The organism is Streptomyces sp. NPDC001843, assembly GCF_042891955.1.
Taxonomy (GTDB): domain Bacteria; phylum Actinomycetota; class Actinomycetes; order Streptomycetales; family Streptomycetaceae; genus Streptomyces.
Genome location: NZ_JBIATQ010000003.1, coordinates 322,821 through 334,809, shown reverse-complemented (window position 1 = coordinate 334,809; position 11,989 = coordinate 322,821). Strand labels below are relative to the sequence as shown.

Here is an 11,989-nt window from a genome sequence, read left to right as displayed (position 1 = left end):
GTGAGTGGGTCAGCCGGTGGGCAGGACGCCGATCAGCAGACCGGAGACCAGCACCACGTACGTGGCCAGCGTCACCGCGGTGGTCGAGATGACCGTGGCCGCCATCGGCTGCCGGGCCATCTGGTAGGAGACCAGGCCGGGAACGATGAAGCCAAGGGTCTGTGACGTGTACAGCAACGGGAACTCGTGGCTGAGGGCGAGCATCACGGTGGTCTGCATCAGCACCGCGCACAGCACGACGGTGGCGAACAGCCGCTTGCCGTAGAGAATCACGGTGCGCTGCACCAGCTTCGTCAGGAAGTACGTGCCTGCTGCCACGGCGACCATCAGCCCGGCCATCCGCACGTCGGTGACGAGCGTGAGGGCGATCCAGCCGGGGGTGATCATGCCCCCGGGGGAGAGGTTGGTGGTCAGGTAGCAGACGAGCGAGAAGACCAGCCCGAGGGCGATCCCGAGCGCGGCGGTCTGTGCGTTGAGATTGGCGGGGATCACGGGTTCCTCGTGAACTGGGACGGGTCGTAGGAGTGGTGCGGTTCGTCCGCGTGGCGCTGCTTGTCCGCGTGGCGCTGGTCGTCGGACCAGCCCTGGCGTTCGGCGGCCCGGCGGGCGAGGTCGCGCTGCTCCGGGATGCGGATGGCTTGCGTCGGTGAATCCAGCGGTGCCACCCAGCTGTACGGCTCGGGCTCGGGCGGCCGGGCCACCGAGACCCGCTGGCGGGGCAGGGCGATCTGCATGGTCTCCTGGTCCAGGCCGTCGCCGTCGGGAACGAGGTCGAACGGGTCCTCGGAGTCGTCCACCGGCAGCTCGGCCAGGCACTCCAGGAACAGCTCGCCCTGGCCGTGGATGTTGCCGATGGCCACCAGCGAGGAGTCCGGGCCGAGTTCCGAGAGGATCGCCGCGGTCAGTTCCTCGGGGTCCCGGCGGTCGCCGCCGAGATCCACCACCCGTCCGGTGAAGCCGTCCGGGATCGCGTCGCGGGCGCTCTTGGTCGGGTGGCCGATCAGGAACACCGTCTCGGCGGCGAGGTCGGGGACGATCGTGCCCATCTGGCCGTTGCGCTCCACCCGGTCCGGGCGGCAGTTGATGACCACGCCGATCGGCCGTCGGATCGCGCCGAGGTCCTCGAGCTGCTTGACGTTCATCAGCGTCGACTCGGGGTCGTTGGCCGCGAAGACGTTGGCGAACCGCAGGCGCTTGCCCTCGGGGGTGACGTAGCGCTCCACGGAGAGCACGCCCGGGTCGGGCGGCGCGTCCCACATGCCCTGCATCGCGGTCTGCCGGTCGATGCCGAGCAGTTCGGCGACGGCGAGCGCGATCGCCACGTTCTCCTTGAAGGTGAACCAGCTGAAGCCGCGCAGTTCGGCGTCGGTCACCGTCTCCGGGTCGACCGCGATCAGCCGGCAGTTCCGCTTGTCGGCCTCCTCCTGGAGGATGTGCAGCCGGTCCTTCTCCGCCGTCACGCACACCCCGCCCACCGGCATCGAGCGGGAGAGCGAGCGGGCGACGTCGTCCAGCGTCGGGCCCATCTCCTCCAGATGGTCCTCGCGGACGTTGCACAGCACGCCGATCGTGGAACGGATCAGCTTCTCCTGGTTGATCTCCTGCAGTGCGGGCATCACCGCCATGCACTCGATCACCAGCGCGTCCGGCCGGTAGGTCGCCGCCCGCCGCACGATGCCGATCTGCTCGACGATGTTGGAGATGCCGAACTTGCGGTACACCGGCTCCTCGGTGGCGTCCGGATGGATGAACCGGGCCGCGGTGCCGGTGGTCTTGGACACCGTGACCAGGCCGCCGCCGCGCAGCGCGCCCGCGCACAGCCGGGTGATCGAACTCTTGCCGCGGATGCCGTTGACCAGCACCCGCGTGGGTATCTGCTCCAGCGAGGCGAAGTGCCGCCGCTGCTCCAGGATTCCGGCGATCCACAGCCCGGAGCAGCACAGCAGGACGATGACATAGAGGAAAAGCACGCCGATTCCGTCCTTCTACCGCTGGAGGGTGTTCTCGCGCTGGGACCGGGCGGGCCCGGCGGCGTGGCCGGCCCTGGCCGCCCGGTCGCGTTCCGCCAGGGCCTGGCGCACCAGCTCCAGGCTGCGGGTGACCGAGCCGATCTCGTCGTGGTTGACCGGATGCAGCACGGTGCGGCGGTCTCCGCCTGCGAGCCGCTCGACGAGCACGGCGACCGCGCGCAGCGGCCGGATCACCACGACGTGCAGCCAGCCCAGGCCGGCCGCGCCCACGGCGATGCCCAGGATGCCGGCGAGCATGGTGCGCTGCTCGGCCTGCACCGCGGGGATCTGGAGGGCCGCCGCGGGCTCCGCGGTCACCACGTGCCAGCCGAGACGGGCGGTCGGGCCGCTCTGCGCCAGCGGCGCGGCGGCGTCGACCGATGGCCCGGAGGACGTGTCGTGCACCGCCGAGGTCGCGGTGCCCGTGGTCCCCGGGGCGCCCTTGGTGGCGCGGGCGAGACGGGTCAGACCGGATTCGGGCAGCGACTGGAAGGCACGGTAGCCCACGCTCGACGCCAGCACCTTGTCGTGGTCGTCCGCCACCCAGACGCTGCCCAGCTTCGGCCTGGGCAGAATGGAGTTGAGCGCCTTCACGTCGATCTCGCCGAACAGGACCACCCCGGCCGCCGGGGCCTTGCCCTTGACGGCCCGGACCTGGGCGTAGGCGGCGATCGCCGGGATCCGGCCCGAGGTGTTGACGGTGGTGATCCCGCCGCCGTGGGGCACGTGGACGAGGGTGCGCAGCGGGGTGCCGCCCACCCTCAGCGTGATGCCGCCCTTGCGGTCCAGGAGATACAGCGAGCGGTACTGCTTGTGGTCGGCGAGGGACTGCCGCAGGACCTCGGTCTGGGCGGCCCGGCTCCTGCCCGGCAGGCTCGCGGCCGCGTCGCTCAGGTCGGTGTACGACTGGTCGAGGGACTGCCGGATCCGGTGCGTCGCGATCTCGGTGCGGGCCTGCTGGTCGGCGAGGACCGTAGCCGGAACCGCGGTCGCGGTGTCCGCCCGGTTCAGCATGAAGATCATCGGAACGGCCCAGCAGGCCACGACCACCACGCAGCCCACGGCCAGCGCCCGGTACCCCGGTCCGCGCCGGGCCGGGAACTCCTGCGGGCCGCTCTCGCCGAGCAGTTGCCCGCGCAGTGCGTCCAGTGCCCGCCCGATCCGGGCCAGCTCTCCGAAGCCGTGCACCGGAACCGGCCGGGACAGCTCCTCAGCCGCGGTCGGCCCGCTCCCGGTCGCGCCCCGGGCCACGCGGCCGGCGGACAGATACAGCCGGAGCAGCGGCTGCTGCACGCAGAAGTGCAGCACCAGCCACAGCAGCAGCACGACCACGGCCAGCGCTCCGGCGGCCTCGAGCGCGAAGCCCGAGTAGTCGGCGGCGGTGGTCGTGGCGGGCACCGCGCGGGAGGTGAGGACCACCAGACCGAGATCGTCGGATTCGCCCGCACCGGTCGCCGAGGCGACCTGGGCCCAGCCGGCCACGGTGCGCCGGCTGCCACTGGCGGCGCCCAGCAGGCTTCCCGAGGCGTCGGTGTCCGCCCCCGCCCCCTTCGCCGCGCGAGCCGCCAACGCGGACAGACCGCTGTGCGCGGCGCCCTGGGCGGAGGCCGCGGACGCCGTGCCGTGGGCCGCGGTGGCGAGCACCGTGCCGCTCGCGTCCAGCACCTGTGCGGTGCGTCCGTCGCCGTACGCCGCGAGGGCGGGGAGCGCCTCGGTGACCACCAGGAGCCACTGCCGCTCGGTCCCGTTCTGGGCCTGGTACTGGTCCTGGTCGGGGTCGTCCGCTTGCGCGGGCAGCGTGATCTTGGCGAAGTACAGCAGTTCCCGCGTGCCGCCCGACGTCACCAGCCGGGGCGGGATCTGCCCGTGCCCGGCCGCCGTCCTGGCGACGTCCACGCCGGCCAGCGGCACGGTCTTGCCGCCGGTCGCGAGCAGTTTGCCGGTGCGGGCGTCGAGCAGCGCACGGCCGAGGTACGCCTTCCGGCCGGCGGTCAGCGCTTTGAGTACGGTCGTGGGGGTCGACGCGCTCGTCGCCGGGTACGCGTGGGCCTTGCGGCGCACAGCGCCCGCTTCGGCTTCGATCGCGGTGCGCGTCGACGCCGCGGTGTCCGCGGCGATCTGCTGCTCGCCGTTCAGTACGGCCTGCGGGATGCCCGAGGTGTGGACGCCGTCGAGGCCGATCACGGTCAGGGCGGCGACCACCAGCAGGAGTACGACGACTGCGGCTATCGGCGGGCGCACACCGCCAAGCATCGGCATGTCTGCGCGGCGGCGGGTGCGGTGTCGGCGCGGCGACCGGGGTGCGGAGGACAGGGGAGCGGATCCTTCCTCAACTGGCGCCGAGCGCCCAAATGTTCGACAATGCGAACATTCTAGCTCCCGGCAGCCATATAACCATCACACTTTCGCCTCATGTGTCGTACGTGACAACGAGACTTTGCGCGGAGGCTACACACACGGGCCCTCACGCGCCGAAGGGCGGGCCCGTGAACAGGCCCGGCCCTTCGGGTGTCCGGTCGGCTTTCCGTCACGGGACGAAAGAGATCTCCGGGTACTTGCTGCTGGGCCCGTCGAGCAGGGTGCTGTGCTTCTTGCGCAGCGTCTGGTCGAAGAACGCGGCGAGGTAGTCGCGCTGGACCTTCACCGCCCGGTTCGGGTCGATCGTGCCGTACTGCTGCTGGACCTGGGTCTGGGACATCCCGACCAGGCGCGCCCACTGCGGCACCAGGTACTCGTTGTCGCTGAACGACAGGTGCGCCGCGCCCTTGAGCTTGATGTCGACCTTGTAACCCTTCAGATGCGGCCACAGCGTCCGCCACGACGAGTCGTTGTTGCGGTTGTGGTTGCCTGAGCTGAAGAGCATGAAGGGGCGGTCCAGGTCCTTGGTCGGCGCCGTCCCGAAGAACTGGCCGTCCAGGTTGGCACCGGACTTGATCCGCGTGTCGAGCTGCATGGCGGTGTCGACCGCCGCGCCGCCCAGCGACCAGCCGAACATCCCGATACGGGAGGTGTCCACCGACTTCGTCAGCCCCGAGGGGAGCGTCGCCTTGCCCGCGTCCGGGTTGCCGCCACCGGCGATCTTGACGAGCCCGTTGATGACGAACTTGATGTCGGCCGCGCGCACCTTGAGCGTGTCGGAGGAGTGGGTGCCCGACGGCATCCGGTTGAGCTCGAGCCGGTTGGCGGGGAACTGCACCTCGTTGGCGTCGTGGGTGTGGTCCACGATGACGACGAGGTAGCCGCGGCTGGCGAGGTCCTGGGCGAACTGGGTGCCCATCGCACGGTCCGAGTGCAGCCCGGTCGAGTACAGCAGGACGGGCAGCTTGCCGAGCGAGGTCTTCACCGGGGCGAGGACGTGGCCCGCGGTCTTCGGCAGGGTCACCTGCTGCGGCGACAGCCCGCGGGTGCCGAGGAAGTGGTTACCGGAGATCGACGGCATCCACGGCGCCTGGTAGTGCCCGGACGTGGCGGTGGCCGGGTAGAAGAGCGACACCATCAGCTCGCGCTTGCCGCCCACGTACGGATCCGTACGGGACGAGTCGACGAGGTGCAGGCCGACCATGCCCACCTCGTTCGGCCCGCTCGGCGCGGGCATGGTGAGCTGCTGGGCGGCCCCGGCCGTGCGGGGGGACGCGAGCCCCTCCGGCTGTACGGCCTTGCGGTGCAGCGGCAGCTCGTCGTTCTCCGGCGCCCAGGGCGTCTTCGGGTCGGCCTGGCCGACCGAGGCCCCGGTGGCCGCGGCCTTGTCCGGCGACTTCCCGGTGGCCATCGCCGGTGTCATCCCCACACCGAGCGCGAGAGCCAGCACACCCGCCGATCCGACCGCTCTGGCGACCACTCTGCGACGGTGGCGCGGGCGGCGTTGTCTCATGAAACCCCCTTGTTGTTCAGCGATCGTAGAACTCGCGATCGACTGCCGCATACCGTACCGCCGCCGCGGCGGTCGGACTCGCGCACCCCGGAATCCGCCAACGCGACTTCACAGACCGGAAGTCGAGCGCCTGCCACCGCCCGACGACCCGCCGGCGCTCCCCTCAGGCGCTCGACGGCAGGTCGATCCGGTTTCCGGCGTCGGTGACCGCCCGCGGAGCGGCAGGCCGGGGCCCACCGGTCCCACCGGCAGGTCCCCGACGTTCCCGGCGGTGAAGTCCCGCTTCACCGCCCCGGGCGGCCGCGCCGCCTCGATCAGGTGGTGAAGCGATGGGTGCCGGAGCCGACCCGGTAGACCGCGCAGCCGTCCTCCTGCCGCAGGAACGTCCCCTCTGCGCGGGTCACCGCGTCCGGAGCGGGCGCGGGGACCCAGACCTCGGCGGTCGTGTTGGGCGGCACCGCACAGGTCAGCGTGAACCGGCCCGACCGCAGCCGCCAACGGGTGGAGACGGGACCGTAGACCGAGGTGAACGTGGCCCGGGCGGTGGTGACGTCGCCGCCCGGACGGGGGTGGATGACGATCTCCCGGTAGCCGGGCCGGCCCGCCGAGATGCCGGCGATGTTCGCGTACATCCACTCACCCACCGAACCGTAGGCGTAGTGGTTGAAGGAGTTCATGCCCGGGTCCTGGAAGCTGCCGTCGGGCCGGATGGAGTCCCAGCGTTCCCACATCGTGGTGGCGCCCCGGTCGATCTGGTAGCCCCAGCTCGGGAAGGAGCGCTGCAGCAGCAGGCGGTAGGCGACGTCGGTGTGGCCCGTGTCGGTCAGGACGGGCAGCAGCCGGGGAGTACCGAGGAAACCCGTCGACAGATGCCAGTCCCTGGCCTCGACCAGGGCGACGAGCCGGTCGGCAGCGGCCTTCCGCGACGCGTCCGGCAGCAGGTCCATCGACAGCGCCAGGACGTAGGCCGTCTGGGTGTCGCCCTTGACCCTGCCGTCGGAGGTGACGTACGCCTGCTGGAAGGCGGCTCGTATCCGTTCGAGGAGATCGCGGTAGGGGGCGGCGTCCTCGCCGAGTTCCCCGGCCATGCGGGCCGCGAGGTCGGCGCTGTGCGCGAAGTACGCGGTGGCGATGACGTCCTTGGGGGTGTCGTCGTCGACGTTCAGCCAGTCGCCGTACCCCTCCGCCGGGCGCAGCAGCCGGTCGCTGTGCTGCTCCAGGTACGTCAGCCAGGTCCGGACGGACGGCCAGGCGTCCCGCAGGACCTGGCGGTCCCCGTACGCCTGGTAGAGGGCCCAGGGCACGGTGACGCCCGCGTCGCCCCAGCCGGCGGTGCCGTTGCCGAGGGTGCCGACCACCGGCGCCACGTCCGTGAACGCTCCCTCAGCGGTCCACGAGTCCCGGAGGTCGACGAGCCACTTGGACAGGAAACGGGCCGACTCCATCGTGTACGCGGCCGTGGGCGCGAAGACGTTGATGTCTCCGGTCCAGCCGAGGCGCTCGTCACGCGCGGGCGTGTCCGTCGGAACGGAGAGGAAGTTGCCGCGCTGCCCCCATGTGATGTTGTGGTGCAGCTGGTTGAGCATCGGTACGTCGGTCTCGAAGTCGAGCGTGAAGGGCGCGGAGGTGTGCATGACGCGGCCGGTGACGGCCTTCGCCGAGGGAGTACCGGGGAACCCGGTCACCTCGACGTAGCGGAAACCGTGGAAGGTGAAACGCGGCTCGTAGACCTCCTGTCCCCGGCCCTTGAGGGTGTACGTGTCGGTCGCCGCCGCGCTGCGCAGGTTCCCGGTGTACACGGTGCCGTCGGGGCCCAGCACCTCGGCGTGCCTGAGCCGGACGGTGTCCCCCGCGGCGCCGGACACCCGCAGGCGTACCGAGCCGACCATGTTCTGCCCCAGGTCGAACACGAAGACGCCGGGCTTGGGCTGCGTCACCTTCTTCGGCGTCAGCTCCCGCTCCACCCGTACCGGACCGTCCACCTGGGCGACGATCAGGCGGGGGCCGGCGTCGCCGGCCTCGCGTACGGCGAGCCAGCCGGTGTCGTCGAAGCCGGGTGAGGTCCAGCCGGGGGTCTCCTTGCGCGCGTCGTACGTCTCACCGTTCAGCAGGTCGGCGGCGACGATCGGCCCGGAGGCGGCCCGCCAGTCGGCGCCCGACGTGATGCGTTCGCTCGACCCGTCCGTGTACCCCACCTCCAGCTGCGCCAGCAGCGCCGGATGCCGGCCGTACTGGCCCGGCCCGAACATGCCCACGTTGCCGGCGTACCAGCCGGGTGCCAGAAAGGCGCCGATGGCGTTGGCGCCGGGCCGCAGCAACGTGGTGACGTCGTACGTCTGGTACTGGACGCGGGTGCGGTAGTCCGTCCAGCCGGGAGCGAGCTGGTCGGTGCCCACGCGGCGGCCGTTGAGATGGGCCTCGTACAGACCGAGCGCCGTGGCGTACAGGCGCGCGCGTGCCACCTTCCGGTGCGGGAGCCGGAACTCGTGCCGGACCTGGGTGACGGCGTACGACACGGGGACGACCCTTCCCCACGGCCCGCCGCCCCACGCGGCGGCCACCTTGGCCGCCGGCCAGCCGCCGTCGTCGAAGCCGGCCTCGCGCCAGTGCGCGGGAGGTTCCTGGTCCGTGGACTTCCAGGAGCCGTCGGTGACCACCCTCTGATCACCGGAGGCCGTACGGACCACAAGGACGGCGACGAGCCCTGCCGGGCCCTCGGTCGCGTTGGTGGCGGAGACGGCGATAACGTTGTCACCGGCGCGCACCCGGTCCAGTACGTCGATCACGGCCGGGCGGCGCCAGTCCTCGTTGTCCGTGTCGAGGTCGGTGTGGGCCACCTCGACCCCGTTCACGGAGACCGTGTACACGTTGTCCGCGGTGATGGCGAGCGTCGCCGCCGTGATGTGTTCGGGCAGGTCGGTGGTGCCGCGGAACCAGCGGGTGGCCGCCGGAACGCTGCTCGTCGGATCGCCCTCGGGGAACCAGATCCAGGAGGCGCCTTCGAAGGACGGCGCGTCCGCGAGGACCGCCGGCGCGGAGATCCAGTCGGCGGTCCACTGCCCGGCGTCCATGAGGCCGGTCTCCCACCACGAGGGCGCGCTCCAGTCGGAGACCCGCCCGTGGGTGTCCCACACGCGTACGGACCAGTGGTAGCGCGTCCGCGGCTTGAGCCCGGGGCCCCGGTAGGGCACGAGGACGGACTCGCCGGACGTGACCTTCCCACTGTCCCAGACGTCCGGATGCGGCAGGCGCGACGCGGTGGTGGCGACGCGGACCTGATAGGCGCTCTGGCGCATGCCAGCCTTGTCGGAGGCCAACGGCCAGCTCAGCCGGGGGTGTTGCACGTCGATCCCGAGGGGCTGCTGGACGTACTCCACTGACGGCGCCGTGACGCGCAGCCCGTCCCGCCGCGTCCCGTCCCGCACCTGTCCGGATGCCGGCGCGGCCACCGCCGGTACGCCGTCGACGGTCGCGGCCGCGACCGTGGCGCCTGCGCCCGCGAGGAAGTTCCTCCTGCTGATCACTACGACTCCTCACCCGCACGGAATGGATGAATCGATTCAATCTAGAGGGGCGTTAGTAACGTAGAGCCGAGGGGGGCGGGGGTCAATCGTCGTGCCATTCCTTCGTGGCGGACGTGACAGGTGATCACTTCGGGCGGGCGGGGTCGGCGCGCACGGGCGAGTGCGAGGATATTGAACGTTTCAATCGCCAGTCGGGCCACCGGGGAGTGAAAGGGGCGACGGTCAGGGGGGGGCCGCCGCCCCGATGTCACCGGTGGGACTGTCACCGGTGGTTCAGAGGATCCTGATCTGGTCCATACGGACCCCGCCCGGGTTGTTCGGGAAGGTGTAGACGGTGTTCCTGTCGATCGGTGTGGCGGGCTGCCACCTTCCGTCCCCGTACCACTGGAAGCGGTTGTTGCCGGTCGAGATCCGGTGGAGCCACATATTGGACCCCGTCATGTCCCACGTCCCGGCGTTGGCGAGGCACCAGTCGTAGGGGCCGCCGGAGTCGGTCGAGTGGACCGTGATCTGCAGGAAGTCGCTACGGCCGCACGGCACCGTATTGATCGCGAACGCCTGCGTCGCCGAGACGGCGGTCAGTGAAGCCGTCAGCGCCAAGGTCGTCGTCGCGGCCAGAGCCGCCCGCTTGGCGATTTGTTTCATGGAGTTTCTCTGCCTACCAGAAAGCCGTTGTGCCCTTTGGGACAACCGTCGAGGTTCAGAGAATCTGGATCCAGGACGCGCTCACCCCGCCGGGGTGGTTCGGCCATGTCATGACGGTCCACTTGTTGATTCCTGCGGCGGGCTGCCACGCCCCGTTCCCGAACCACTGGACGCGGTTGTCGCCGGTCGAGATCCGGGTGATCCACGAGTTGCCGGGCAGGGGGAAGTCCCCGGCGTTGGCCAAGCACACGTCCATGTCGCCGTACCCGGCGTAATGGTATGTGACCTGCACGAAGTCGGCCCGGCCACAGTCGACCTGATTGATCGCGGACGCGCTCGTCGCGGTGAGGGCGGTCAGTGACGCCGTCAGCGTCACAGTCGTGGCCGCGGCCGTGGCCGCCCGCTTGACGGTTTGTTTCATGGAAATCCTCCACCTTTCGAAGTCGACAAAAGCGAATCGGTCGACTGTTGATACGAGTGGGCGGTGGGCCAGGTTGCTTCGCCGCGGCAGAGTTTTCCGGGCCTGCCCTTTTGGGCAACTCTGACGGCGGAAAGGGCAATGACCCGATCGCTCTGGCCGTCGTGGCCGTCGGGAGAAAACTCATCCGGCAGGCAGAACCGCTTCCGGGGATTTCGCATCTTCAGCTGCGTACGCGCACCGTGACCTTCGCGCGCCGATTCGTAAAAACGAGGGGACCCGAAACTCCATGAAGAGCAAGCTGACCGCCGTGGCCCTTGCGGCCGTCGTCGTCGCCGGCACCGCCGCTGCCGCCGTCCCGGCCTCCGCCGCCACCGTCAAGGCCGCGCCGGCCCGTTGCCACACCGCCGACCTGAAGGCCGGCTTCGCGACGGGTGACGACGCGAAGCCGGAGATGGGGCAGACCACGAAGCAGACGCAGGCGTTCATCTGGTTCACCAACCAGAGCAAGCACACCTGCACCCTGTACGGCTTCGCCGGTGTCGACATGATCGGCGCTCAGCCGACCGACGGCACCTGGTCGCTGGCGCGCTCCGCCGCGAAGCCCGAGAAGCTGACCCTGGAGCCGGGTGCCACGACCGACTTCAGCATCACCCTGCTCCCGGTGGCCGCGTCCACGCCGCAGAACGAGAAGTTCGTTCCGTCGAAGTTCGTGGTCACCCCGCCGAACGAGACGGAGCACTTCACCCTGAAGTGGCCGTTCGGCGGCCAGATCCTCAAGCAGGACGGCGCCACCCACCCGGCCACCTACCTCAACCCGGTCGGGCTGTAACCACTCTCCGCCGGGCACTCGGGGCCCGGCGGACTGAGGGAAGGTCCCCTGGCGCCGGCAGCGCGGGTATCCGGTTCGGCGATCAGGGTCCGCCGGCCGGTCAGGCGGCGTCGAGGGCTCCGGCGATCTTGCGGTACATCTCGGTCAGGGCGGGGCCGGGCTCGCCCTTGTGGGCCCGCATGCCCGCGTCGAGGGCGACGCCGACGGTGCTGCGGAAGTTCTCGGCCTCGGCCGGGTCCTGCTTCCTGAGCAGGGTCATCGCCGTGGTCAGGGCCGGCAGTACGTGGTCGGCGAGCTCGGCCGCGGACTTGCCGTTCAGGTCCTTGATCTTCGACTTCTCGGCGAGCACGTGCCCGACCGGGCCGGTCGCCGACGTCAGGGCGATGCTGCCGTGGGTCGCGACCTTGTGGGGCGAGCCGGCGGCGTCGGCGGCTGCCATGAGGGAGACGGCGCCGTAGGCGGCGGTCCGCAGGGTGTCCTTGTCCTGGGCGGTGAGGGTGATGGCCATGGTGGCGTGCTCCTTTGGTTTTCCGCGGCCCCGAGCGGGGTTCGCGTCGCCTTCGTTCTGGATGGAGCTTGAGCCACCCGGGTTTCACCACGGCCTCACCGAGGCCTCACCGAGCTTTCAGCGGCAAGTGGGCGCTGAGACGCGCTGAAGGCCGACCGGGGCCCGGGCCCCGCGGCTGCGCG

9 protein-coding genes are annotated in these 11,989 nt (G+C 70.7%); 1 reads left to right on the top strand and 8 read right to left on the bottom strand.

Annotated features, from left to right (window positions below):
• Positions 1-9: 9 nt before the first annotated feature.
• From ACFYZQ_RS10025 to ACFYZQ_RS09995, 7 genes are all read right to left on the bottom strand, one after another.
• Positions 10-492 (bottom strand): poly-gamma-glutamate biosynthesis protein PgsC/CapC, encoded by a 483-nt coding sequence (locus ACFYZQ_RS10025; RefSeq protein ID WP_389144048.1) that lies wholly within the window; start codon positions 490-492, stop codon positions 10-12.
• Positions 489-1,970, bottom strand: a complete 1,482-nt coding sequence (gene pgsB / locus ACFYZQ_RS10020) for a poly-gamma-glutamate synthase PgsB (protein ID WP_389144045.1) — start codon at positions 1,968-1,970, stop codon at positions 489-491. The genes ACFYZQ_RS10025 and pgsB overlap by 4 nt, the downstream gene beginning before the upstream one ends.
• Before the next feature lie 15 nt (positions 1,971-1,985).
• Positions 1,986-4,250: a HAMP domain-containing protein gene (locus tag ACFYZQ_RS10015; RefSeq protein WP_389144042.1), complete on the bottom strand. Its 2,265-nt coding sequence runs from the start codon at positions 4,248-4,250 to the stop codon at positions 1,986-1,988.
• 286 nt (positions 4,251-4,536) lie between these two features.
• Positions 4,537-5,847, bottom strand: coding sequence for an alpha/beta hydrolase family protein (locus ACFYZQ_RS10010; protein ID WP_389144040.1), 1,311 nt, complete (start codon positions 5,845-5,847; stop codon positions 4,537-4,539).
• A gap of 347 nt (positions 5,848-6,194) precedes the next feature.
• A complete protein-coding gene (locus ACFYZQ_RS10005; RefSeq protein WP_389144037.1) occupies positions 6,195-9,404 on the bottom strand; it encodes an alpha-L-rhamnosidase in 3,210 nt (1,069 codons plus the stop codon).
• Between the two features lie 273 nt (positions 9,405-9,677).
• Positions 9,678-10,049: a beta/gamma crystallin domain-containing protein gene (locus ACFYZQ_RS10000; protein ID WP_389144034.1), complete on the bottom strand. Its 372-nt coding sequence runs from the start codon at positions 10,047-10,049 to the stop codon at positions 9,678-9,680.
• A 55-nt stretch (positions 10,050-10,104) separates the two neighbouring features.
• Positions 10,105-10,470 carry a hypothetical protein gene (locus ACFYZQ_RS09995; RefSeq protein WP_389144031.1) on the bottom strand — a complete coding sequence of 122 codons (366 nt, stop codon included), beginning with the start codon at positions 10,468-10,470 and terminating at the stop codon, positions 10,105-10,107.
• A 286-nt stretch (positions 10,471-10,756) separates the two neighbouring features.
• Between ACFYZQ_RS09995 and ACFYZQ_RS09990 the strand changes: the two genes are divergently transcribed.
• Complete coding sequence (locus tag ACFYZQ_RS09990; RefSeq protein WP_389144028.1) at positions 10,757-11,299, top strand: DUF4232 domain-containing protein; 543 nt, start codon at positions 10,757-10,759, stop codon at positions 11,297-11,299.
• 100 nt (positions 11,300-11,399) lie between these two features.
• Here the strand turns inward: ACFYZQ_RS09990 and ACFYZQ_RS09985 are convergent, their stop codons facing one another.
• On the bottom strand, positions 11,400-11,807 hold the full coding sequence (locus tag ACFYZQ_RS09985; RefSeq protein WP_389144025.1) for a hypothetical protein: 408 nt from the start codon (positions 11,805-11,807) through the stop codon (positions 11,400-11,402).
• Positions 11,808-11,989 lie beyond the last annotated feature (182 nt).